Genomic DNA, 21,814 nt, shown 5'->3' with positions numbered 1-21,814 from the left:
GTTGAGCTGCCAATTGTAAGATGTGCCCGCAGGGCATACACATCACCAATTTCATAAGGCTCTTCGTGAAGAAAGTTCTCTTTTTTGGTCTGGCCGTCATCGCCGGGCTTTTCCACCTCCCAAGCATCGCTGCCCCTCAGTCATTCGAGAAAGCCAAGATCGAGCTGCGCAGGACTGTCTACTTCGACCGTAACGATGACGGTGAGCTGTATTGTGGCTGTGACTGGCGGTGGATGGGGCGCTCTGGTGGCCGAGTAGACCTGGCAGCGTGCGGGTACGAGGTGCGGGCCGACCAGAACAGAGCGCGACGCATCGAGTGGGAGCATGTCGTGCCTGCTTGGGTGCTGGGCCACCAGCGTCAGTGCTGGCAGAACGGCGGGCGGGAGAACTGCAAAAGCACCGATCTTGTCTTCCGCACGATGGAAGCCGACATGCACAACCTTTCGCCGAGCATCGGTGAGGTCAATGGTGATCGCAGCAACTTCCAGTTCGGTATGCTGCCATCGACCGCGAAGCAGTACGGCACCTGCTCGACCAAAACCGACTTCAAGCAGCGCATCACCGAGCCGCGCAACGAAGTGAAGGGTCAAGTCGCCCGCATCTACTTCTATATGCACGACCGCTATGGGGCACCTCTAAAAACCAGGCTCACCTCCGGGTAAAATCGCCGTCCCGTTGACCACCCGGAGTCTGCTGATGTTGAGCCTGTTTGCCGACCAGGAACGTGAAGCCAAGCTGGACAGCCTGGGCGATCCATTGGCCCTGCTCGACAAGCATGTGGGCTTTGCTGCCCTGGCTGCTGAAATCGATCGCTGGGCTCCCAGGCCCAGCCGGGCCAAGGGCGGTCGGCCACCGTATCCGACAGAGCTGATGACTCGCCTGCTGGTGCTCCAGCAGCTGTTCAACCTGTCCGATGAGCAAATGGAGTTCCAGCTGCTCGACCGCATGAGCTTCCAGCGCTTTGCCGGACTGAAACACTCCGGCCGGGTTCCAGATCGCAACACGATCTGGGTCTTTCGCGAGCGTCTGGTGCAAGCCAATGTCGAGCACCAGATCTTTGCCGAGGTACAGCGCCAGTTGCAGGAGTACGGATTCCGAGCCCGCGAGGGACAGATCATCGATGCCAGCATTGTTCGCGCACCGACCCAGCACAACACGGCCGACGAACAGGCCGTGGTGAAGGAGAAGGCCGTACCGATCGAGTGGTCGCCGGCCAAGCGCCGGCAAAAGGATGCCGATGCGCGCTGGACGAAGAAGCACGGCAAGTCGTATTTCGGCTACAAGCTGTCGGTCAGCGTGGATCGTCGGCACAAGCTGATCCGCTGCGTGCGGGTGAGCGATGCCAGCGAGGCAGACACCCGGCATCTGGTGGATGTGCTCGACCGGAATAACAGCAGCCGGGACTTCTGGGCAGATCGCGGCTACCACGACGGGCCTCGGGAGCGCTGGCTCAAGATGATCGGCTGGCGGCCGCATATCCAGCGCAAGGGCCAGGCCGGCAAGCCCATCAGTGAGCGGGGCAAGGCACGGAACAAGCGCATAGCCAGCCCCCGCGCTCGAGTCGAGCATGTCTTCGCCAGCCTCGCCCAGATGGGCGGCAAGATGATCCGGAGCATTGGCCTGGCCCGTGCGGAGTTTGGCCTGATGGTCAAATCGGCGGTCTACAACCTCAAGCGGATGTCGAGTCTGCTGGAACTGGCCTGAGCCAGGCTACCGGTCGCGTATCGCGACCGGCCGAAGGATGTTCTGCGAGCACGTCCCCCGGCACTCGGATGCCAGGAGTTGTGCTCGTCACTGTCTGGCTCAGCTCAGATGTGTGTTTTTAGAGGTGCCCATAGGTCGCCCCTTGCCTGCAGAGCCCAGCGCATCTGCCGCGAGGATGCGGAGTTAGTAGTGCCGAAATGTGAGGAAACGGTATGACGATGCCGACTGAGCGCACCCGCTCAATCATTCAAGCCCGCGAGTTTCTGGTCGACTTGTCCCGTGACAAGACTCTGCCTGAGGTCGTGCGCACTGAGGCTCGTCGCCTGTTGCGTCATTACCCAACCGCGCGAGAGGTGCTGCTGGCCGGAAAGGTAGAGGAGCGGAGAGAGGACAGCCTTTCTGAGCCATTCCTGAGCTCCAGCATCGACTAGCCGGGCTGTAGCTCCGCCACTGGAGGCAGGAGAGAGGCTGGATCGCAGCTCAGCAGGCTGGCGATGCGGTACAGCTTCTCGACAGTGATGTTCACCTCGCCACGCTCGATGCGCCCCATGTAGCTGCGGTCGATGCTGCAGGCCAGCGCGAGTGCATCCTGAGAAAGCCGACAGGCTTTTCTCTGCGTCCGGATGCGTGCCCCCAACGCTTTCGCCAACTGATCCATGACCGCCTCAACTCCAATTGAGGCGGCACTATCTGCGTTTGCGGACGCACGGGCCACGGACTATAATCCGCATTTTTACGCTACGACCTCTCGGGTGCCTGCATGAAATCTGCCTCGTTCATCTTCGACAGGCGGCTGTATGAGCTGCTTCAGGAAGAGGGGCACACGCAGTTCACGACCCGTGACCTGCGGGATGCCTATGCCAAGCGCCTGGAACGCATGACCTTTCGTCTCGGCGATGTACGCCGGTATGTGTATGAGCAGATTCGCCGCATGCTTCGTGCAGGCTGGCTCGTACCTGACGAAGAACGCCGCTCTCGGGGGCAGGTCTACCACCTGCAACCGTTCCCGGAGCATCTGCTACTGGAGCTGGTCGACGGCGGGTTCGAGAACAGCCTCAAGACCGTGCGTGAGCCAGAGCAAGAGCCGTCAGCCCCCAAGCTAGGAAGCGTGCCGCCCAACCCTGCTTCCGATGCGGAGCAGCATCTGGAAACGCTCCTCAAGGAGATCCGGCTGGACTTCCTGTCAGCGATGGGCGAGGCGGAACGATTCAAGCAGCTCCTCGACGAAATGCCGCATCTCCGCGACAAGGTCGAAGACGAGTACCTGGAGGCGAGAGACCGCAGCTCGCGCCTGCTGGGCCACCTCCGTGCCGTCGAGAAGACGCTCAAGACGCTTGCCTCGGCGCGATGACCTCCTCCCTGAGAGACTGGCAGCGCTGCTGCATCGACACGGCGCTGGAACACTTCCTTTCCACGCCGCATTTCTTCTGCCAGGCAACGCCGGCCGCCGGAAAGACGCGCATGGCGGCAGAGCTGGCCTGCCGCCTGCTGGAGCAAGACAGGGTCGATCTGGTGCTCTGCTTCGCGCCATCGTGCCAGGTCGTCGAGGGCTTCCGGTCGACCTTTGCGGCGGTACTCGGCAAGCGTCTGGACGGCCTGCTCGGCGCTGTGGGGGCCGCGTACACCTATCAGGCCATGGATTACCGGGACGAGGGGTTCTGGCGGCTCCTCGACGACTACCGCGTATTCGTCGTCTTCGATGAGATCCACCACTGCGCCGGCCATGATCCATTGCTGAGCAACGCCTGGGGGCAGCAGATCCTGCAACGGATACAGGATCGCGCCACCTTCACCTTGGCGCTGTCCGGAACGCCATGGCGCTCGGACGACCGAGCGATTGCCCTGGCCCGCTATTCATCGCCGGAGGGGCACCTGATCTGCGACTACCGCTACGGGCTGAAAGAAGCCATCGCTGATGGGGTATGTCGCTCGCCCCGCATCGTCCTCCTCGACAACAAGAAGGTGAAGCTCACGGAGGAGCTGGAGACCGAGAACACCGTCAGGCTGTTCCCCAGCATCGCCAAGCTGCTTGGGGAGTCCCCCGTCACCTACGAAGAACTGCTGCGCCATGACGAGGTGATCGATCAACTGCTCGGTCTGGGATGCGACAAGCTGGATGAGCTTCGCCAGATCAAGCCGGATGCGGCCGGCCTGGTGGTCGCCACCGATATCGAGCACGCCCAGCAGATTGCCCAGGCTCTGGAAGCCATGGGGGAAGGTTGCCAGGTCGTGACCAACCGGACTCCGGATGCCCAGCAGGTGATCAATGCGTTCAGGCACAGCGAGTGCCGCTGGATCGTTGCTGTGGGGATGATCAGCGAAGGTACGGACATCCCCCGCCTGCAGGTGTGCTGCTACCTCAGCCGCATCCGTACTGAGCTGCACTACCGGCAGGTGCTGGGACGGGTGCTGCGGCGCATCGGCGAGTCCGATGACCAAGCGTGGCTATTCATGCTTGCGGAGCCGACCCTGCGGCGCTTTGCCGAGCGGATTGCGGAGGATCTGCCGGATGACCTGGCGGTATTGAGCCAGGTGCAGATGCCCGCCGCTCCTGCTGGCTCGATGGCTGATGGGATGGGGGCTGGCAGCGAGGCCGATGGTCGCAGTGGTGATGAAGCTGGGCAGCCTCCTGGGGCCAGTGCGGCGGGCGGCTACTCCCTGGGGGATTTTGCTGCCGAGCCGAGCTATCAGGTCAGCTTTTCGCAACACTATCGGCAGTTATTGTTGGCTTGTTTTTGAAAGCCTGTCGGCCATCACTACCCGGCGGAGCGTGGCCACTCGAAGTCCCAGCATTACCATTCAGGCTTGCCGCCCCCCCCTCCACCACATCAGCCCCGAACTCTGTTTTCCAGGCTTTGAGCAGTGGATGGTTCGCCCCCTTGGTCTCGATGCGCTTGCCTGTGACCGGCTGCACGTAGACCCTCACCTGGCGACGTCAGCAGGGGCGGTCTGCTCAGGCTCGGTCGGATGCGGATCGAGGATGCTGACCACCTTCGCCAGATCCATGCCGTACTCGCTCATCAGTGCCTTCAGCTTGTCTTCGAACTCCATTTCGATCTGCAGGCCGGCTGCAGCCTAGAGCTTCTCCAGCAGGGCCAGTTGCTCCTGAGCTCGCGCTCGGCGCGGCGAAATGCGGCCATTTTGGACATGCTGTACTCCATTGATTGTGTAACAGAATCAAATTGAGCGCGGCAGGCTGCTCGCCAGCGCACAGATATTCATAGAGGGTGGCTCGGCTGATCTCGAAATGCGGGCCGGTGCCTATCGTGCCGTACCCGACTGGACATTGCCTTATCAAGGCATTATTTGGGCACCTCTAAAAACCACCTGCGTTGTCATCGCTGCGTTGAAAACAGGCTCAAAATGCTCATTTACAACACATAAACTGCGCTTTTTCGCCTGTTTTCGCCTTGCGCTGACTGCCTCGCCTACGTTTTTAGAGGTCCCCGTTTATGGGTTGTTTACCCATAAATACAGGTCTCATGGCCAGATCAAGCATCCACCACAGCACTCGCGACATTGATGCCCGTGCAGCAGCCGAGTGGTATGCCGCGGCGACGGCGTTCATCCAGCAGCTCCGTAAAAACTACGGCGTTGATCGGCAGGCCGAAGGCATCGACACGGTGCGCTTGGTCGAGCCCGACGAACTGACCCGGGCCGCCCAAGCTTGGGCGGCCCTCGAGCATCGCCGGGATCAGATCGGCTTGACCGCAGGCCGCTGGCTGCATGACCTCGAGCGGCATGAACGCCTCGCACCGCCGAGCTTCCTGCCGACCAACACCGTGCGCGCGACACTCCGGCAGGAGTCCGGGTGGACCTACGTGCAGAAGCTCAAGCTGGTGGCGCGCGCGCTCGATGAGGCGGCCAAGGCCTGGCTGGAAGACCACGGCGCCAACTGCGAGCCGCTGTACGCACGCGACAGCCAAGAGGAGATCGTCGCCTGGAACATCAAGCTCCCAGGCACGATCAGCTCCGCGTGAGGACCGGCATCGGCCAGCGCATCCATGCGTACCGGGCGGACGGCAGCACCCTGCGTTGCCGTGCCGGCAGCCTGACTCTAGCACCTGCGTGCTGCGATGTGGTCATGGCTCGGCCACGCAAGACCCGCACGGATGCGATCGATTGGGCGAGTGCAGACCTGACCATTGAAAGCGCGTAAATATGGGGCTAATAACCCATAAATCAGTGCCGGAAAGCAGCGGAAATCGCCGCAACTCATGCAGTCACGAGGGAAACGCCATGAAAGAGAGCACAATCAGCGAAATTTACGGCCTGGAACGTCTGACCGGCCTCGGGTTTGAGGCCGACTTGATCGACGAGATCGCCGACATGACTGAGGACGAAATCCCGACCTCTGATGAACTGACGGCGATGCGGATGCACGCAGACACGCTGATCCGCGGGTTGGACAGCCTGCACTATACCGATCGTGCTCGTTTTGCTGAGGTTATGGCTGAGGTCGAGTCCGTCGTGGCTGCCGCCGATCGCTATAGCCGGCTGCGGCGAGCACTCATCGAGATCCGCGCCGGCAAGCGAGTCGAAGCTTGGGCGACCTGATCCGTCCATCTGACCATTTAAAGCACTTATTTATGGGCCAATACCCATAAATAAGCGCCGGATTAGATGCCTCTCAGGTACTCATAGAGGGTCGCCCGGCTGATCCCGAACTCGCGAGCCAGGCCAGCTTTCGGCTCGCACGCCTCGGCGCGACGGCGCAGCTCGGCGGCCTGGGCGTTGCTCAAGGCGGGCTTTCGGCCGCGGTAGGCGCCGCGCTGCTTGGCTAGGGCGATCCCCTCGCGCTGCCGCTCGCGGATGAGTTCTCGCTCGAACTCGGCGAAGGCCCCCATCACCGACAGCAGCAGGTTGGCCATTGGCGAATCGTCACCGGTGAAGATCAGTCCTTCCTTGATGAACTCGATCCGCACGCCGCGACCGGTGAGCTGCTGCACCAGGCGGCGGAGGTCGTCCAGGTTGCGTGCCAAGCGATCCATGCTGTGCACCACCAGGGTATCGCCCTCGCGCACATAGCCGAGCAGAGCATCGAGCTGGGGACGCTGTGTGTCCTTGCCGGAGGCCTTGTCGGTGAACGTCTTGCTCACCTGGGCGCCCTCGAGCTGGCGATCCGGGTTCTGGTCGAGGGTACTGACCCTGATGTAGCCGATCCGCTGCCCCTGCATGCCACCTCCTAGGGGAATGTGTATGGATGAACCTTAAGAGGCTAACATACATATGTCAAACAATTCAAAAAACGACCCTATCCAGACGGTTAGAGGCGGGCTTTCTGGGTGTCTGGATAGGGTATGGCTCATCCGGACAGATGAGTGGCGGCCGTAATCGATCAAAAACTCTGTCACGCCTATCTTCTGCTTTATCTGAATTGTCTCTTGCCGCTTGAAAACACCTCAGCCCAGAAATAACGCCTTTCAAGGTGCGAGAATGCCTGCACCACAAACAGGAGGGGATTGAGGATGTTGCGAGACTGGCTGGAGCATAACCAGATAGGCTTGTATTTCGTCGCCGTAGCCATCGCGGCTGCTGCAGGTCTGACCTCCGAAGATATGGCTGATCTGGCGGCAATGGCTATCACGCCGGCGATTGCCGTGTTGATGTATGCCATGTTCATGCAGATTCCATTCCTTGAACTTCAGCAAGCCTTCGCCAACCGACGCTTCGTCGGCGCCTTGCTGCTGGCCAACTTCGTGCTGGTGCCGCTGCTGGTCTGGCTTCTGACCCTGCCGCTGTCGACCAACAAGGCCCTGCTGGTCGGAGCCCTGCTGGTTCTGCTGACGCCCTGCATCGACTACGTGGTGGTATTCACCCACCTGGGCAAAGGCGACTCGCGGCTGGTACTGGCCGCCACGCCCCTCCTGCTGCTGCTCCAGCTGCTGATGCTGCCGGTTTATCTGAAGCTCATGCTCGGCACGCAGGTGGACACGGTGATAGCTATCCGTCCCTTCGCCGAGGCCTTCCTGTTGCTGATCGTCGCGCCCTTGGGGCTGTCCGTCGCCACCGAGCTGAGTGCGAGACGCTCCGCGGCGGTACGCATCTGGAGCGCCGGCTGGGCCTGGCTGCCCGTGCCGGCGATGGCAGTGGTACTGGTGACCGTGATCGGTTCGCAGATCGCTGCGGTGGCCCAGCAATTGGAAGTGCTGGCCCCCCTGCTACCGGTCTACGCCGCGTTCATGTTGCTCGCCCCTGCGCTCGGGGCGTTCAGCGCCAGGCTGTTCCGCCTGGCGGCGCCGGCAGCGCGGGCGGTGGCCTTCAGTACCTCCACTCGCAACTCGCTGGTGGTACTGCCACTGGCACTGGCCCTGCCCGAGCCGATCAGTGGGCTGGCGGCGGCCGCGGTGATAACCCAGACCCTGGTGGAGCTGGTCGGTGAGCTGATCTACCTGCGCGCCATCCCGGCGCTGGTAAGGGGTATCTAGAGCCTGTACCTGTCTGTGTTTGGTAGCGGGCGAAAACAGCACTTCAGCGAGTGCCGGTGCCATCCCGGCAGCACCACCCGCCGGGTGCCTACGCTACGCCCGGCAGGAGGTGGACTGTAAGCTCTATCAGCGCACCCTTGGTGTCAGTTCCTGGCCTTGGCTACTTCGCTGCGAACCAGATCGCGCAGCGGCTCGGGACCGAACTCGCTCAGCGCGCGGCCATTGACGAAGAAGGTCGGGGTGCCCCGGATACCCACCGTCTTGACGTCCTGCATATCCGTCTCCAGTACGGCGTCGACGCCGGGCGTGTGCATGTCAGCGCGGGCCTTCTCCACATCCAGGCCGGCGCCCTCGGCGGCGACCCAGGCTGCTGCCACCTTGGGGTCGTCGTGCCAGCCTGGCTGGGCGGCGAGCACGGCCTCCAATACCTGCGGGTAGAGGTTCTGCTTGCGCGCGGCCTCCAGCATGCGCGTCACTTCCTCGGAGCCCTGGTGGAACAGTACATAGCGCAGCACCAGCCGCACATCGCTGGGGTTCTCGACGAGGATCTTCTTCACATGAGGGTAGAAGGCACGGCACGCCTCGCAGGAGGGGTCGAAGAACTCGACGATGGTCACCGGCGCCTGTGCCGGGCCGAACACCGGCGAGTGGAAGCGCACCAGGTTGCCGCCATTGGGCGCGTCCGGCGGCATCTGGGCGGGCGCCTGGGCCACCTGCGGCGGTTGCGGCGGCGTCGTCTGCGAGTAGAGGAATACGGCCACGGCGAAGACGGCCAGGATCGCCACGCTGATGATCATGACCAGGGTACGGCGGTTCATGGAGCAGTTCTCCGGCGAATGACGAGGAGCAGGATGGCGATAAGGACGAAAGCAAACAGGGCCAGCATCGGCAGCGGCACGCCGCCGAAGATGGTCATGCCGGCGCCCGAGCAGGACGGACCGGTAGCCGTGCAGGGCTGGATCGGCTGAGGAATCAGCCCGGCGTAGAGCAGCGTGTGAGCGAAGGCCAGTGCCGCGCCGATGCCGGCCAGCGGCAGAGCGTAACGCCAGATGGCGAAGTCCGAGCGGTAGCAGGCGATGGCCAGGATCACCGCCAGCGGGAACATAAAGGTGCGCTGGAACCAGCACAGTACGCAGGGAGCCTGCCCCATGACCTCTCCGATGAATAGTGCGGAGAGACTCGACAGCAGCGCCACCAACCAGGCGAGTAGAAGCAGTGGCCAGGGTCCGGAAGATGATGACGTACTCATTGGCCCCTCCTTGTTATGTAACGAGGACAGCAGTGGACAGCCATCCCATTGACTTGAAACATGACGATTCCTCCCAGATTGGCGGTTTTCAGAAGGGCTCGTCGGGATCCTAAATCCCATAGGAGATTCCCTAAAAAATCGGCGCCACTGGGACGCCGAGTGTCTGGAAAGGAGCAAGGCCCAGACGAAAGCACTTTCAACCACACGGCTGCAGTCAGCCGCTCCTTACATTAGGTGGGGCCATTTTTAGGCGATTGGTCAGCCGGCCCCCGCTCAGCCGCGCCGGCATCCTCCGACTGCTTGGTACTCGACCGTTTGGAGCTCACCCTTTGAGTCGAGGAAGGTCATCCGCGCAGGCACCACGCCACAGACCTTGGCCTTGCGTGTCACACTGATCACCTTGACTACATCGAGCTCCATGCCATAGCGATACTTCTCGACTTTCGGAGCGGGTTTCCCGAGCTCTGCGGCATACGCTTCCATGGCGCGTTGGTTCTCCTGGATGAGCCTGCCAGGATCTTTATCGAAACCAGCCGACATTGCGATGGAAGAGACGGCAAACATCGAGATGGCCAAGATTGCTTTCAGGGTTTTCATTTGAGTTCCTCTATCACTTCGGTAATTTGCCGAGTGCTGCTTCAGTGACTTCAGCTTCCGGATCATTTGCCGGCAAACACGGTTACGTTGTGGTGCGCAATACCGCCCCGGAGGGCTGTGATTTCGATGAAAAATGAGGCAAACCATCAGAAGGCCCCCGCTTCGCGATCAGCCATCAGGCGCTCGGTGTCCTTGCGGCCGAACAGCCAGAACATCACCGGGGTCAGGTAGGTATCGAGCAGGGTCGAGCTGATCAGGCCGGAGAAGATCACCACCGCCACCGGGTGGAGGACTTCCGTGCCCGGCCGCTCGGCCTCGAACAGCAGGGGCGCCAGGGCAAAGGCGGTGACCAGCGCCGTCATCAGCACCGGGCTCAGGCGCTCCAGCGAGCCACGCAGGATCATCGCGTGGTCGAAGTTCTCGCCCTCGATGCGCATCAGGTTGATGTAGTGGCTGACCTTGAGGATGCCGTTGCGCACCGAGATGCCAGCCAGGGTGATGAAGCCGATCAGCGCAGCAATCGACAGCGGCTGCCCCGACAACCACAGGCCGAGCACCGCGCCGACCAGGGCCAGCGGGATGTTGACCATGATCAGCGCCGACAGGGTCGCCGACTTGTAGCGGCTGTAGAGCACCACGAACATCAGGATCAGCGAGACGATGGACAGCAGGCCGACCAGACGCGACGCTTCCTCCTGGGCCTGGAACTGGCCGCCCAGGGTGATGAAGTAGCCTTCCGGCAGCTTGCTCTCGTCGACCACCTTGCGGATGTCTTCGACGATCTCCGACAGCGGGCGCCCTTGGGCGTTGGCCGATAGCACGATGCGACGCTTGCCGTCGTCGCGACTGATCTGGTTCGGGCCGTCGCCGTCCTCGATGCTGGCGATCCGCGACAGCGGCACCCTACCGGTCGGGGTCTCGAACAGGATGTTGCCCAAGCCCTCCGCCGAACGCGCCGTCTCGGGCAGACGTACCACCAGGGCGAAACGCCGGCCACCCTCGACGATCTGGGTGACCTTCTCGCCCTCGACCAGACTCTCCAGCGTCGCCAGGATCTGCGGCGCGGGCACGCCGTACTGGGCGGCGGCGGCGTAGTCGATGCGCACCTTGATCTGCGGAGCCAGCACCTGCTTCTCGATTTCAAGGTCGGCGATGCCAGGAATATCCGCCAGCCTGCCGCGCAGGGTATCCGCCTGGCCGCGCAGGGTGTCCAGATCCTCGCCGAAGATCTTGATGGCGATCTGTGAGCGTACGCCGGACAGCATGTGGTCGATCCGGTGCGAGATCGGCTGGCCGATGCCGATGGCCGCTGGCAGATTGACCAGCCGCGAACGGATGTCACCGCTGATCTCATCCATCGAGCGGGTCAGCTCCGAGGCCGGCTTGAGGCCGACATCCAGCTCGCTGACGTGCACACCCTCGGCGTGCTCATCCAGCTCCGCGCGACCGCTGCGGCGGCCGACGTGGGTCACTTCCGGCACCTGCATGACCAACTGCTCGGCCTGCTGGGCCAGCGCCGAGGACTCCGCCAGAGTCACGCCGGGGTTCAGACGCAGGCCGATCAGCAAGGTGCCCTCGTTGAACGGCGGCAGGAAGGTCTTCGGGAAGAACGGCACGCTCGCTGCCGCGACCAACACGGCAATGCCCGCTACGACTACAGCTGCCTTCGGACGCTGCAGGACGGCTTGCAAGCTGCTGCGATAGCGGCTTTTCAGCCAAGCCAGCAGTTTGGTGTCGCCATGCTCCAGCGACTTCATCCGCGGCAGCAGATAGAAGGACAGCACTGGGGTGACGGTCACCGAAACCACCAGCGAGGCCAGGGTCGAGACGATGAAGGCGATCCCCAGCGGTACGAATAGCCGCCCTTCCATGCCCGGCAGGGCGAACAGCGGCAGGAACACCAGCACAATGATGATGGTGGCGTAGAGGATGGCCGAACGCACCTCCATGGTCGCGTGCCCCACCAGTTCCAGCGGGTGCAGGCGGTGCTCGGGGTGCTTGGCCCGCTCCACCTTCAGCCGGCGCAGCACGTTCTCCACGCCCACCACAGCATCGTCGACCAATCCACCGATAGCGATGGCCAGGCCACCGAGGGTCATGGTGTTGATCGACAGGCCGAAGTACTTGAACACCAGACCGGTGATGAAGATCGACACCGGAATGGCCGTCAGCGCGATGATGGTGGGCCGCAGCGTGCCGAGGAAGAAGAACAGGATCGCCGCGACGAACACCGAGGCGCCGATCAGCTTGCCCTGCAGGGTGCTGATCGAAGCCTCGATGAAACTGGCCTGACGGAAGGTGACCTGGGGGGCCTCCATTCCGGTCGGCAGCGACTTGCGCATTTCCCCCAGCGCCGCCTCGATGGAGCGGGTCAGCTGGATGGTATCGGCCGTCGGTTGTTTCTGGATGCCGAGGATCACTGCTGCCTTGCCTTCGAAGCCGGCATCGCCGCGCTTCAGGGCTGCGGCAAAGGTCACTTCGGCGATCTGCCGCAGGAGGATCGGCTGGCCGTTACGCGCCGTGATGGCCAGGTTCGACAGATCCCCCAGACTCGACGTCCGCCCCAGGTTGCGAATCAGATACTCGCGCCCATTGAGCTCGAGGAAGCCCCCGGAGGTATTCGACGAATAGCCCTTGAGCGCCTCCTCCAGCTGCGTGTGGCTGATGCCCAGCTCGGCCATGCGCGCCGTGTCGGGCTGGACCTGGAACTGGCGGACCTCACCGCCAATCGGGATCACCTGGGCCACACCGGGGATCGCCATCAGGCGCGGACGCAGCACCCAGTCGGCGAACTCGCGCACCTGCATCGGGGTGATCCGTGCCGCGTCGATGGGAATCGCGATCTGCATGATCTCGCCCATGATGGAGCTGATCGGCCCCATGCGCGGGATCACGCCCGGTGGCAAGCCCTCCTCCATCGCGGAGAGCCGCTCCGACACCATCTGCCGGGCCCGAAAAATCTCCGTGCTCCAGTCGAAGGTGACGTAAATGAACGACAGCCCGCTGCTGGAGACCGAGCGCACGCTCTCCACGCCGGGCAGACCGTTCATCGTGGTCTCCAGCGGGAAGGTGATCAGTTGCTCGACCTCTTCGGCGGCCATGCCGCCAGCCTCGGTCATGATGGTGACCGTGGGCTTGTTCAGATCGGGAAAGACATCCACCGGCATGCGTGACAGGGTGAATGCGCCGTAGGCCATCAGCACCAGGCTGGCGATGATCACCAGCAGGCGGTTGCCGAGGCTGTTGTCGAGGAGCCACTTGAACATGGGTCAGGCTCCCTTCAGCGAATTTGGTTGATCAGGCTGGCGGCCTGCGTCACGACACGATCCCCAGAGGCAAGCCCACTGGTCACCACCACGGATACCCCGTCCAGCGCGGCAAAGGTGACCGGGCGCGGCACGAAGTGCTCCGGGGCGGTCTTGACCCAGACGACATTCTGGTTGGCAGCATTCTTCATCAGCGACGCTGCTGGAACCCGGATGCCCTGGGTACGACTGGCGGTCTGCACGAAGACTTTCACCGGCTGCCCCACGGCAAGCCGGGACAAGGCGCTGCCCTCGCCCTGGAACAGCATCGGCAGGGCCTGATCGCGCAGGCTGCGGGCCGCGCCGATGAAGGTCAGCGACACACGTTCGCTGCCCACCGCCAGAGTGGCTCCCGCCACATCGGCCGCTTGGTTCAGGTCGTAGGCCAGCGCTTCGATACGCAGACGGGAGGGATCGACTACCTCGAACACCAGTTCGCGGGCGTCGACGACCTGGCCGGCGACGGCATTGGTCGAGGCAATCACCCCGGAAACCGGCGCAACCAGTGCGTCCCGCGCATTGACGCCCGAACTCAGCGCAGCGATTTGCGCCCCCAGACTCGCGGCCTCGCTGGCCGCTGCCTCGATATCCTTGCGCGGCACCGTATCGGCCAGCTCGCGCAAGCGCGCCAGGCGCTGGTCGGCAAGGCCCTTGGCCGCCCGCAGTTGGGCCAGCTGCGCAGCCTGATTGGCCCGTTCGAGGACATCGCCGGTCGCTACGACATAGGCCAGCACCTCACCTTTTTTCACCACCTGCCCGACGCTGGGAAAGCCGCGCGGTCCAGCCACGAGGCGCCCAGCCAGCACGGCCTGAACCATGCCGCCGGCATTGGGGTCCATCACCACCTTGCCGGCCAACTCCAGCGAGCGCGGCAACTCGGCCGTCTCGAGCGGCAAGGTACGCACCCCGATCTGGCGTTGCGCCGGCTTGGGCAGGAATACGCTGCCGTCGGGCAGTCGCTGCGGGCCGTTTCCGTTGGTTGCAGGCGCTTCTTCGCCATGGTCATGCCCTTCGCCAGCCCAGGCTGGCGAGGTCAGGGACAGCAGAGCCAAGCACACCGCGGAAATCAGAAAATTAGCTTTCATGGAACACCTTCACGAATGACGAGGAGCGACACGGGCGCGGCGCATAGCCCAACCCAGCAAGGCGAGCAGAACCAGCCCGCCGGCCCCCCAGGCACCATAGGTACCCCAAGAGGCGCCAGATGCAGACTCTTCGGCGTGCTCTTCGTGGATATCCAGATCACCGCTCAGCAGCTCCGTGCGCTGGCCGACGACGACCTTGGCCTTGATGGCGATCTCGCCCTCCTCGGGCTCTGCCGCCAGCTCGGCCTCAAACTCGCCGGCTTCGTGCTGCTCGGCCTCGACCTTGACGCCGCCAATCTCCAGTTCGAGGCTCGCGCCCTCGACCGGACTGTTATCGGCTGCATGGTCGAGCCACAGGGTGAGGTCGTGGCCATCGAGCACGCCGACCAGCTCGAAGGTGTCGGAAGTCGCTGCGAAACGCGGCAGGGCCGACCCTGTCGGAGTGGCCGGTGCTTCGCCATGGTCATGCCCCTCGCCGGCTTGAGTGGCCAGGGGGGCGGCAGCGATCAAGATCGCCGCAGTGAAGGCTGTCAGCCTTGGAAACAGTGTCATCTTTGCAGTCCTGTAGGTTCGTTCTGGCCCTATTCGGGCAGCAGACCCAGTGCCTGGCGCAGTGAGGAAGTCGCCGCCTCCTGATCGAGTCGGGCCAGAGCGGCCTGACGCTTGGCGTCGGTTGCCTCGAGCTCGATACGCAGGCGCGTCGGCAGATCGGTTTCGCCGAGGCGGAAGGATTTTTCGAAGAAACCGCGCGACTCCTGGGCGAGCCGGGCACGCTTATCGGCAGCAGTCACTTGGGCGCGGGCGGATTCGAACTCCAGCCGGGCGGCCTCCAGCTCGCCGAGCAGGCGCTCACGCGCCAGACGCGCCTGCACCTCGGCTTCGATGGCTTCGGCCTCGGCCGTGGCTTGCTTGGCGCGATTGCGGCTGCCCGAGCCGAAGGGGATGCGAATGCCCAAGGTGAGGCTTTCGTCATAGGACTCCCCCGGCTCGCGTTCGCGGCTGGTAGACAAGGTCAACTCGGGATTGGCTCGGGTCTGCACGCGAGCCAGCTCGGCCGAGCGGCGAGCGACCTCGGCCTGATCCAGCAGTGCGACCACCGCCGGATGCTGGGCATCCAGCACAGCGAAGTCGGCGGGCAGCGCGGGTACCGGCTCACCGGCAACTACGCCAGACGCAGCCTCTTCGCGACCACCCGGCAGGGTGCCGATCAGGCTGCGCAACTGCTGCGCAGCCGTCGCCAGCGCACTCGTGGCTCGCGCCGCTTCGATCTCGGCCAAAGCCGCAGCCCCCTCGGCCTGGTGCTGATCGGCCTGGGCCAGCTCACCCGACTTGACCCGCTTGGCGACATCGGCAGCGAGCTGTCGGGCATTGCCCTCGCGCTCGCGGGCCAGGCTCGCTTCGACCCGGCTGCGTTGCCACTGCCAGTACGCCTCGCGCACCTCGGCAGCAGTACGCAGCTGCGCAGCCGAGGCGCGACTGGCGGTGGACTGGGCCTCGGCCTCGGCCACGGCGCCCGTCCGCGAGCGCTCGCCGGGCAGCCACAGGGGGATGGCGAGGCCGACATTGTGCTCGCGGCTACCATCGTTGCCATTGAGCTGGTCGCCTTTGCTCGACAGCTCCAGGGCCATGGGCTCGGCGGTCCAGCTGGCGGCGGCGGCGCGACGGGCAGTGGCCGCCTCACGACGCGCAGACGAGGACTCCGCTTCGGGCTGACGCGCCCAAGCGGTATCGAAGGCTTGCTTCAGCGATAAAGGACCGGCAGTGACCGACTGCAGGCTGGAAGCACTTGGCGCTGTCTGCGCCAACGAACTGCCGGTGGCCAGCACGAGCAAGGCACAGGGCAGCCATTTTCTGGTTTTGCTTGGGAACATCCCGACTCTCCAGTGATGAAAAAGCTCACGGGGAATCGGCGAGACGCCATCAGCTGGCTCGCAGCACGCCAACGCTCATCGTCGCTGACGATGGTCGTTGAGTGGGTACGGGAGAGAGGAGTCGCCTCGCCGATCAGGCGAGGCGGGCCCAGGCAGGGCGCTCAGGCGGAGAGAATGGCCGGGACAGCGGATGAGCTTGGTAGCCAGTCTCGCCAGCTGAGGAGCTGTTCACATCAAACAGAGTTGCCGCGGAAAAGATCGCCGTGACGCCAGCGGAAACGCAGGCGTTGCAATCGCCATGCAGGTTCTTGCCGCCTTGGGGATCGGGACCGTCGTCGTCCTCGCTTCCCGCCTGGCTTTGGTGCTGATGAACGTGGTGGCCGAAATGCTTCGTCTGGTTACCCGATTCGTGCTGGCAATAGCTGCCCACTGCAGCCCAACCGAGCTGCAGCGGCATCATCACCAGCAGAAAAATCGTTAGCCAACGGCGCATAAGGACTTGATAGTAGATGGATTAGTTATATGGAATCTTAACAGTTTCTGTCTGGTAAGAAAACCTGACGGGACCGACGGCACGCTGACGATCTCGACCTTCTGCCAGTCTTTCAGCTTCATCAGGGCTGGTCACCACATCCTGACGGTGGCTGGCCAGCAGATCAACCACGGCCTTCGCCTTGATGTTGGTGAGGACGCAACGATAACGCCGATCCAGATACAGTTCATCGATGCCAAGATACGGGGCGTCTCGAGGCGGCGCCAGTAGCTCATGAGCTCGGCACAAGCGTTGAAAATGTCCCACACCGTCTTCTCGTCCAGGCCGGTCTGTTCAACCACTTAGGGCAGGGCCTTCTCCACGTACTCATGCAGCCGTAGCGTCAGGCGGAAGCCGTCCATCATCTCCGGTAGCTGGAGTCTGAAGGTGGTCTTGCAGGCCCGCACCTCGTATTCCGGCATGTGCAGGATGTCGTCGGGAGTTTCGGTCATGGCTTTATTAGGTGTAGGCTTCAGGCAGCCCCATCTGGCTCGACATTGAGATTTGATTTCCCACGTAACAAGCTTACGGAAGCGATAAGAAATGCACCGAGGACAATTGCAATGTCGGCGAGGTTGAAGGCCGGCCAATGCCAGTATCGCCAATAGAAATCAAGGTAGTCCACAACATAGCCACGGAATATCCGGTCAATCAGATTACCTGTAGCACCACCGAGGATCAGGCAGTAAGCGATGGCTTCCCCTTTATGACGATTGTCTCGGATAAATTTGATAAGCACAATCGAGACCAATACCGCGATCCCTATAAAAAAGTAGCGCTGCCAGCCTCCACCATCAGCGAAAAGACTAAATGCGGCACCGGTGTTCCAAACGTGTACCCAGTTAAGGAACGGAGTCACTGGAAGAGACTCGCCATAACCCATTGACTGCTGGACTATCCACTTTACACCTTGGTCCGACGCTGCTATCAAGCCGGAGAGAGACAATATGGCATGCGACGAGAGCTTCTTGTCAAGAACAAGCATTTTTTAATCCTTAAGCGCCAGAATGCACCTAGCGCCATTGTGCACAACAACACCCACGACGGTACCGGCAATCAGATCTGGAAATTTGAACCAAGCCAAGCGACGAGAACGCCGCCCAACCATATATTCCGGACACCCACACTTTCCAGCCTGGCTTGCCCCCCTGGATCAGCACTCGTGGACCGCAGAAGCTCGCAAACCCATTACTTGCGCAGCAACCGCAGCCCGTTGGCCACCACCAGCAAACTGGCCCCCGCGTCGGCAAACACCGCCATCCACAGCGTGCCCTGCCCGGTGAACGTCAGCAGCAGGAAAACCGCCTTGATCCCGAGGGCGAAAGCGATGTTCTGCCGCAACACCGTGGTGGTCGCCCGCGAAAGCCGGACGAATGCGGGAATCTTGCGCAGGTCGTCGTCCATCAGCGCAACGTCCGCCGTCTCGATGGCGGTATCCGTCCCCGCCGCTCCCATCGCGAAGCCGATGCTCGACCGGGCCAGCGCGGGCGCATCGTTGATCCCGTCCCCCACCATGCCGACCGCACCGGCCTTGCCACTCGTCATCAGCCCTTCGATGGTCTTGAGTTTGTCTTCCGGCAGCAGCCCACCGCGAGCCTCGTCGATGCCGACCGAGCGGGCAATGGTTTCGGCGGTATGGATGTTGTCGCCGCTGAGCATCAGGGTTTTCACCCCGAGGGCGTGCAGCTCGCTGATCGCTTCGCGACTGGTTTCTCGCACCGTGTCGGCCACCGCGAAAATGCCCAGGACTTCGTGCTGGTTGACCAGCAGCACCACCGACTTGCCCTGGCGCTCCAGGGCAAACAGTTGCGCCTCGATGGCTTCCGAGCAAAGACCCAGCTCCTCGATCAGCCGGTGGTTGCCCAGCTGGTACAGATGATCGTCGATACGGCCACGCACGCCACGGCCCAGAATGGCAGCCAGATCGGTCACCGGGTATAACGCCAAGCCGGCTTCGTTTGCCGCCAGGGCGATGGCGTGGGATACCGGATGATCCGAGCGCGCAGCGAGGCTGGCCGCCAGGGCGTGAACCCGGGCCTCGTCTCCGCGCAAAGCAATAAAGTCGGTCTGCACCGGCTTGCCATGGGTGATGGTGCCGGTCTTGTCGAGTGCCAGCGTGGCCAGCTTGCGACCCTCCTCAAGGTACACACCGCCCTTGATGAGAATGCCCTTGCGTGCGGCCGCAGCCAGGCCGCTGACGATGGATACCGGCGTGGAGATCACCAGTGCACAGGGGCAGGCAATCACCAGCAGCACCAGCGCCTTGTAGATCCAGTCCATCCACTCGCCGGACAAGAACAACGGCGGCATCACCGCGGTCAGCAAGGCGATCAGGAACACTGTCGGCGTATAGATCTGCGCGAAGCGGTCGACGAAGCGCTGGGTCGGCGCCCGACTCCCTTGGGCGGATTCGACGGCATGAATGATCCGGGATAGCGTCGAGTGACTGGCTTCGGCCGTCACCCGAAATTCGAACGACCCCGTCTCGTTGATCGTCCCGGCAAACACGCTGTCACCCACGGTCTTGTCCACCGGCAAACTCTCGCCGGTGATCGGAGCCTGGTTCACGCTCGAGTGCCCCTGGGTCACCACGCCATCCAGCGCGATTCGCTCGCCCGGGCGCAGACGCACCGTGGCTCCCACTGCCACCTGTCTGGCGGGTACACCCAGCCACGTGCCATCCGGTTGCTGGACGGTGGCCGTTTCCGGAGCGAGTTCCATCAGGCCGCGAATCGCGTTGCGCGCACGGTCGAGCGATCGGGCCTCGATCACCTCGGCCAGGGCGAACAGGAACATCACCATGGCCGCCTCCGGCCACTCGCCAATGAGCATCGCCCCGGTAACGGCAATCGACATCAGCGCATTGATGTTCAGGTTGCGGTTCCTGAGGGCAATCCAGCCTTTCTTGTAGGTCGAGAGTCCGCCTACCGCAATCGCCAGCACGGAAAGCGCCACGACCAGCCAGTGATTGCCACCGTTCAACCAGTGCACGACCTCGGCCAGGGTCGCGCTCACGCCCGCCACGGCCAGTGGCCACCAATGGCGGGGGCTGGTAGACGGCTCGGCGGTGTCGTTGGCAACGCTCGGTTCGACCTTGGCTTCGAGGCCGATGGATGTCAGCGCGCCCAAGATGGCATTCAGGCTTTCGGGACGGTGCGTGACCGTCAAACGGCGTTGCAGCAGATTGAAGTCCAGGGACTCGACGCCGGGCATTCCGGTCAGCTTGTCGCGAATCAGCCGTTCCTCGGTGGGGCAACACATCTTCGCGATGGTCAACACCGTGCACACCTGCTCGGCTGGAAGGGCAAGACGCTGGGCCTGCATGCCGATGGCGCGCAATCCGGCTTCGACCGGTTCCAACGAATCGAGCTGATGGTTCACCGTCAGCGTGCGCTGCATCAGGTTGAACTCCAACCCTGTCACCCCGGCGAGCGGCTCCAGCTTGTCGCGAATCAGCCGTTCCTCGGTGGGGCAGTCCATGTTGTCGATGCGGTACTGCACAGTCTTGCCCGCTCCGGTGGCAAGACTCTTCGGTTCCGCTGACGACGCAGTGGAACAACCGCACCCAACAGCGTTGCACTCACCCATGCTGTACCCCCAATGACGTTGGACACGAGTAAACAACCTGTAGCGACTACAGAGTCAAGAGCCTATGCTGCAAATAGGAGTCACCAGACCCGGCTATCGGAGACCAACGTGAAAATCGGTGAGCTAGCCAGTACCACGGGCACCCAGATCGAAACCATCCGCTACTACGAGCGCGAGGGGCTACTCGCCTCGCCCGCCCGCAGCGACGGCAACTTTCGCATCTACACCGAAGCGCATGTCGAAAGGCTGTCCTTCATTCGCCGTTGCCGCATGCTGGACATGACACACGCCGAGATTCGGGGACTGCTCCACTTCAAGGATGCTCCCAGCGAGCACTGCGCCGATGTGAATGCCCTGCTGGACGCGCACATCGGCCATGTCACCGCACGCATCGAGGAGCTCCGCCAGCTGGAGCAACAGCTCAAGAGCTTGCGTGAGTGCTGCAACGAGCCGAGTGCCGCCGCCCACTGCGGCATCCTCCACGAATTGTCGCAGCCGTTATGCGAAGGCGAAACGAGCGAGGGCAATCACGTGCGCTGCGCGCACTCAGGAGGCATCTCCCATCAGCGGTAGCCGGGGCCAGCCTGAGTGCCGCTTGTGAAGGGAGCAATCAAATAGGCAATCCAGCCAAGAGGCTCTACAGTTTTAGGCAAAACCCGTTGAGTCAACGCAATCGCTCGCTCATAGGGATGTTGGTTCAGCTCACCACCACAAAGGCAGCTCGATATGAAAAACATCAAACTGGCGGTACTCCTCGTTGCCGCATCACTGTCATCCGCATGGGCGCTGGCGGCAGACCCAACCCCAGCCAAAAGCGCTACCCCCCCGGCGCAGCAGCAAGCTCCGAGCATTGCCGAGTTCGACAAGCAGATGGCTCAGGCGCAGGAAAACCTCCAGAAGATGCAGGCCCAGATGGAGAAAATCCGGCAAACCCAAGACCCGAAGGAGCGGCAGAAACTCCTCCAGGAGCATTGGAATACCATGCAAGGCGGGATGGGAATGATGCACGGCATGGGTATGGGCATGTGGGGTGGAGGCATGATGGGTGGGCACATGATGGGCGGCGGCATGATGGGTGGCGGCCACATGATGGGCTGGCAGGACTATTCGAACCTGCCCCCGGAGCAGAGAGCACAGCGCCAGTACATGATGGACAGGTACATGGGGATGCAGCAGATGATGATGGATCACATGATGTGGCACCAACACTACATGGGAATGCCATTAGCTAAACCCGCTCAGTAAGCATGACTCTGGGTTCTGTCCGAAAAGTCAGCTGAACGAAGGTCACACGAGGCGAAAAGTGACGATGGCTCGGAGTGTACTGGCCGTCATGGAGCATTCCGAACCACTTTTAAACGCGACCTCACCGAGCACAGGCACTTTTAGTACATAGCCCAAGGTTTCCTCCCTCGGCAGGAAAGTGACGATAAAATCCGTTATCTTCACTTTCCG

Annotated in this window: 24 protein-coding genes and 1 pseudogene; 10 read left to right on the top strand and 15 right to left on the bottom strand. The window is 62.6% G+C overall.

The features are described 5' to 3' along the window. Positions 1–65: 65 nt before the first annotated feature. The 3 genes from BLU22_RS03470 to BLU22_RS03460 all read left to right on the top strand — a co-directional run bounded on the left by BLU22_RS03470 (position 66) and on the right by BLU22_RS03460 (position 2,135). Entirely contained in the window at positions 66–662 is a 597-nt protein-coding gene (locus BLU22_RS03470; protein ID WP_394327537.1) for an endonuclease, read from the top strand. A 13-nt stretch (positions 663–675) separates the two neighbouring features. Beyond that, complete coding sequence (locus tag BLU22_RS03465; protein ID WP_394327536.1) at positions 676–1,704, top strand: IS5 family transposase; 1,029 nt, start codon at positions 676–678, stop codon at positions 1,702–1,704. A gap of 212 nt (positions 1,705–1,916) precedes the next feature. Then, complete coding sequence (locus BLU22_RS03460) at positions 1,917–2,135, top strand: BPSL0761 family protein (protein WP_090212143.1); 219 nt, start codon at positions 1,917–1,919, stop codon at positions 2,133–2,135. On the opposite strand, the gene BLU22_RS03455 is transcribed toward BLU22_RS03460, so the two are convergent. Further along, complete coding sequence (locus tag BLU22_RS03455) at positions 2,132–2,362, bottom strand: helix-turn-helix domain-containing protein (RefSeq protein WP_090212141.1); 231 nt, start codon at positions 2,360–2,362, stop codon at positions 2,132–2,134. The genes BLU22_RS03460 and BLU22_RS03455 overlap by 4 nt on opposite strands. A 102-nt stretch (positions 2,363–2,464) precedes the next feature. Between BLU22_RS03455 and BLU22_RS03450 the strand changes: the two genes are divergently transcribed. Further along, positions 2,465–3,055, top strand: coding sequence for a hypothetical protein (locus tag BLU22_RS03450; RefSeq protein ID WP_090212140.1), 591 nt, complete (start codon positions 2,465–2,467; stop codon positions 3,053–3,055). Beyond that, positions 3,052–4,443 carry a DEAD/DEAH box helicase gene (locus tag BLU22_RS03445; protein WP_090212138.1) on the top strand — a complete coding sequence of 464 codons (1,392 nt, stop codon included), beginning with the start codon at positions 3,052–3,054 and terminating at the stop codon, positions 4,441–4,443. Before BLU22_RS03450 ends, BLU22_RS03445 begins: the two co-directional genes overlap by 4 nt. Here the strand turns inward: BLU22_RS03445 and BLU22_RS15470 are convergent. Both BLU22_RS15470 and BLU22_RS15465 read right to left on the bottom strand, forming a co-directional pair. Beyond that, positions 4,397–4,618, bottom strand: coding sequence for a hypothetical protein (locus tag BLU22_RS15470; RefSeq protein ID WP_394327535.1), 222 nt, complete (start codon positions 4,616–4,618; stop codon positions 4,397–4,399). The two genes, BLU22_RS03445 and BLU22_RS15470, sit on opposite strands and share 47 nt — an antisense overlap. 8 nt (positions 4,619–4,626) lie before the next feature. After that, positions 4,627–4,755, bottom strand: a complete 129-nt coding sequence (locus BLU22_RS15465) for a hypothetical protein (RefSeq protein WP_394327534.1) — start codon at positions 4,753–4,755, stop codon at positions 4,627–4,629. Between the two features lie 431 nt (positions 4,756–5,186). Here BLU22_RS15465 and BLU22_RS03435 point away from each other — a divergent pair, with 431 nt between their 5' ends. Both BLU22_RS03435 and BLU22_RS03430 read left to right on the top strand, forming a co-directional pair. After that, a complete protein-coding gene (locus BLU22_RS03435) occupies positions 5,187–5,684 on the top strand; it encodes a hypothetical protein (RefSeq protein WP_157718965.1) in 498 nt (165 codons plus the stop codon). Between the two features lie 259 nt (positions 5,685–5,943). Continuing rightward, entirely contained in the window at positions 5,944–6,261 is a 318-nt protein-coding gene (locus BLU22_RS03430; protein WP_090212136.1) for a hypothetical protein, read from the top strand. Between the two features lie 62 nt (positions 6,262–6,323). On the opposite strand, the gene BLU22_RS03425 is transcribed toward BLU22_RS03430, so the two are convergent. Continuing rightward, entirely contained in the window at positions 6,324–6,881 is a 558-nt protein-coding gene (locus BLU22_RS03425; RefSeq protein ID WP_090212135.1) for a recombinase family protein, read from the bottom strand. 291 nt (positions 6,882–7,172) lie between these two features. Here BLU22_RS03425 and BLU22_RS03420 point away from each other — a divergent pair, with 291 nt between their 5' ends. After that, positions 7,173–8,132, top strand: coding sequence for an arsenic resistance protein (locus BLU22_RS03420; protein WP_090212133.1), 960 nt, complete (start codon positions 7,173–7,175; stop codon positions 8,130–8,132). A gap of 143 nt (positions 8,133–8,275) precedes the next feature. On the opposite strand, the gene BLU22_RS03415 is transcribed toward BLU22_RS03420, so the two are convergent. The 11 genes and pseudogenes from BLU22_RS03415 to BLU22_RS03365 all read right to left on the bottom strand — a co-directional run bounded on the left by BLU22_RS03415 (position 8,276) and on the right by BLU22_RS03365 (position 20,095). Continuing rightward, the gene (locus BLU22_RS03415) at positions 8,276–8,950 is read right to left on the bottom strand and encodes a DsbA family protein (protein WP_090212132.1); all 675 of its coding nucleotides are present in this window, start codon (positions 8,948–8,950) and stop codon (positions 8,276–8,278) included. Next, on the bottom strand, positions 8,947–9,381 hold the full coding sequence (locus BLU22_RS03410) for a disulfide bond formation protein B (protein ID WP_090212130.1): 435 nt from the start codon (positions 9,379–9,381) through the stop codon (positions 8,947–8,949). Before BLU22_RS03410 ends, BLU22_RS03415 begins: the two co-directional genes overlap by 4 nt. A gap of 273 nt (positions 9,382–9,654) precedes the next feature. After that, the gene (locus BLU22_RS03405; RefSeq protein WP_090212129.1) at positions 9,655–9,978 is read right to left on the bottom strand and encodes a DUF2790 domain-containing protein; all 324 of its coding nucleotides are present in this window, start codon (positions 9,976–9,978) and stop codon (positions 9,655–9,657) included. A 146-nt stretch (positions 9,979–10,124) separates the two neighbouring features. Then, complete coding sequence (locus tag BLU22_RS03400) at positions 10,125–13,244, bottom strand: efflux RND transporter permease subunit (RefSeq protein WP_090212127.1); 3,120 nt, start codon at positions 13,242–13,244, stop codon at positions 10,125–10,127. Positions 13,245–13,258: 14 nt separating this feature from the next. Beyond that, positions 13,259–14,368 (bottom strand): efflux RND transporter periplasmic adaptor subunit, encoded by a 1,110-nt coding sequence (locus tag BLU22_RS03395; RefSeq protein WP_090212125.1) that lies wholly within the window; start codon positions 14,366–14,368, stop codon positions 13,259–13,261. Positions 14,369–14,377: 9 nt separating this feature from the next. Continuing rightward, on the bottom strand, positions 14,378–14,920 hold the full coding sequence (locus tag BLU22_RS03390; RefSeq protein ID WP_090212124.1) for a hypothetical protein: 543 nt from the start codon (positions 14,918–14,920) through the stop codon (positions 14,378–14,380). 29 nt (positions 14,921–14,949) lie between these two features. After that, entirely contained in the window at positions 14,950–16,239 is a 1,290-nt protein-coding gene (locus tag BLU22_RS03385) for a TolC family protein (RefSeq protein WP_090212122.1), read from the bottom strand. A 133-nt stretch (positions 16,240–16,372) separates the two neighbouring features. Continuing rightward, positions 16,373–16,699 (bottom strand): DUF2946 domain-containing protein, encoded by a 327-nt coding sequence (locus tag BLU22_RS03380; protein ID WP_231975292.1) that lies wholly within the window; start codon positions 16,697–16,699, stop codon positions 16,373–16,375. Positions 16,700–16,812: 113 nt separating this feature from the next. Beyond that, positions 16,813–17,184: pseudogene (locus BLU22_RS03375) on the bottom strand (ISL3 family transposase); the annotation flags it as partial. A gap of 59 nt (positions 17,185–17,243) precedes the next feature. After that, positions 17,244–17,756 carry a signal peptidase II gene (lspA, locus tag BLU22_RS03370; protein WP_090212119.1) on the bottom strand — a complete coding sequence of 171 codons (513 nt, stop codon included), beginning with the start codon at positions 17,754–17,756 and terminating at the stop codon, positions 17,244–17,246. Positions 17,757–17,959: 203 nt separating this feature from the next. Beyond that, positions 17,960–20,095 carry a heavy metal translocating P-type ATPase gene (locus BLU22_RS03365; RefSeq protein WP_449404113.1) on the bottom strand — a complete coding sequence of 712 codons (2,136 nt, stop codon included), beginning with the start codon at positions 20,093–20,095 and terminating at the stop codon, positions 17,960–17,962. A 372-nt stretch (positions 20,096–20,467) separates the two neighbouring features. Here BLU22_RS03365 and cadR point away from each other — a divergent pair, with 372 nt between their 5' ends. Together cadR and BLU22_RS03355 are read left to right on the top strand one after the other, a co-directional pair. Then, positions 20,468–20,932: a Cd(II)/Pb(II)-responsive transcriptional regulator gene (gene cadR / locus BLU22_RS03360; RefSeq protein ID WP_090212117.1), complete on the top strand. Its 465-nt coding sequence runs from the start codon at positions 20,468–20,470 to the stop codon at positions 20,930–20,932. A gap of 153 nt (positions 20,933–21,085) precedes the next feature. Next, positions 21,086–21,604 (top strand): hypothetical protein, encoded by a 519-nt coding sequence (locus BLU22_RS03355; RefSeq protein ID WP_090212115.1) that lies wholly within the window; start codon positions 21,086–21,088, stop codon positions 21,602–21,604. The last annotated feature ends 210 nt before the right edge of the window (positions 21,605–21,814 follow it).

This window comes from Pseudomonas guangdongensis (assembly GCF_900105885.1).
Classification (GTDB): domain Bacteria; phylum Pseudomonadota; class Gammaproteobacteria; order Pseudomonadales; family Pseudomonadaceae; genus Geopseudomonas; species Geopseudomonas guangdongensis.
The sequence above is the reverse complement of the archived record's forward strand: the minus strand, read 5'-3'. Positions and strand labels throughout refer to the sequence as shown.

What these genes read in the sequence shown, in the direction of transcription:
- BLU22_RS03460 (WP_090212143.1), top strand. Translation starts at nt 1,917, where the DNA reads ATGACGATGCCGACTGAGCGCACCCGCTCAATCATTCAAGCCCGCGAG.
- BLU22_RS03455 (WP_090212141.1), bottom strand. Translation starts at nt 2,362, where the DNA reads ATGGATCAGTTGGCGAAAGCGTTGGGGGCACGCATCCGGACGCAGAGA.
- BLU22_RS03450 (WP_090212140.1), top strand. Translation starts at nt 2,465, where the DNA reads ATGAAATCTGCCTCGTTCATCTTCGACAGGCGGCTGTATGAGCTGCTT.
- BLU22_RS03445 (WP_090212138.1), top strand. Translation starts at nt 3,052, where the DNA reads ATGACCTCCTCCCTGAGAGACTGGCAGCGCTGCTGCATCGACACGGCG.
- BLU22_RS15465 (WP_394327534.1), bottom strand. Translation starts at nt 4,755, where the DNA reads ATGGAGTTCGAAGACAAGCTGAAGGCACTGATGAGCGAGTACGGCATG.
- BLU22_RS03435 (WP_157718965.1), top strand. Translation starts at nt 5,187, where the DNA reads ATGGCCAGATCAAGCATCCACCACAGCACTCGCGACATTGATGCCCGT.
- BLU22_RS03430 (WP_090212136.1), top strand. Translation starts at nt 5,944, where the DNA reads ATGAAAGAGAGCACAATCAGCGAAATTTACGGCCTGGAACGTCTGACC.
- BLU22_RS03425 (WP_090212135.1), bottom strand. Translation starts at nt 6,881, where the DNA reads ATGCAGGGGCAGCGGATCGGCTACATCAGGGTCAGTACCCTCGACCAG.
- BLU22_RS03420 (WP_090212133.1), top strand. Translation starts at nt 7,173, where the DNA reads ATGTTGCGAGACTGGCTGGAGCATAACCAGATAGGCTTGTATTTCGTC.
- BLU22_RS03415 (WP_090212132.1), bottom strand. Translation starts at nt 8,950, where the DNA reads ATGAACCGCCGTACCCTGGTCATGATCATCAGCGTGGCGATCCTGGCC.
- BLU22_RS03410 (WP_090212130.1), bottom strand. Translation starts at nt 9,381, where the DNA reads ATGAGTACGTCATCATCTTCCGGACCCTGGCCACTGCTTCTACTCGCC.
- BLU22_RS03405 (WP_090212129.1), bottom strand. Translation starts at nt 9,978, where the DNA reads ATGAAAACCCTGAAAGCAATCTTGGCCATCTCGATGTTTGCCGTCTCT.
- BLU22_RS03400 (WP_090212127.1), bottom strand. Translation starts at nt 13,244, where the DNA reads ATGTTCAAGTGGCTCCTCGACAACAGCCTCGGCAACCGCCTGCTGGTG.
- BLU22_RS03395 (WP_090212125.1), bottom strand. Translation starts at nt 14,368, where the DNA reads ATGAAAGCTAATTTTCTGATTTCCGCGGTGTGCTTGGCTCTGCTGTCC.
- BLU22_RS03390 (WP_090212124.1), bottom strand. Translation starts at nt 14,920, where the DNA reads ATGACACTGTTTCCAAGGCTGACAGCCTTCACTGCGGCGATCTTGATC.
- BLU22_RS03385 (WP_090212122.1), bottom strand. Translation starts at nt 16,239, where the DNA reads ATGTTCCCAAGCAAAACCAGAAAATGGCTGCCCTGTGCCTTGCTCGTG.
- BLU22_RS03380 (WP_231975292.1), bottom strand. Translation starts at nt 16,699, where the DNA reads ATGATGCCGCTGCAGCTCGGTTGGGCTGCAGTGGGCAGCTATTGCCAG.
- lspA (WP_090212119.1), bottom strand. Translation starts at nt 17,756, where the DNA reads ATGCTTGTTCTTGACAAGAAGCTCTCGTCGCATGCCATATTGTCTCTC.
- BLU22_RS03365 (WP_449404113.1), bottom strand. Translation starts at nt 20,095, where the DNA reads ATGCAGGCCCAGCGTCTTGCCCTTCCAGCCGAGCAGGTGTGCACGGTG.
- BLU22_RS03355 (WP_090212115.1), top strand. Translation starts at nt 21,086, where the DNA reads ATGAAAAACATCAAACTGGCGGTACTCCTCGTTGCCGCATCACTGTCA.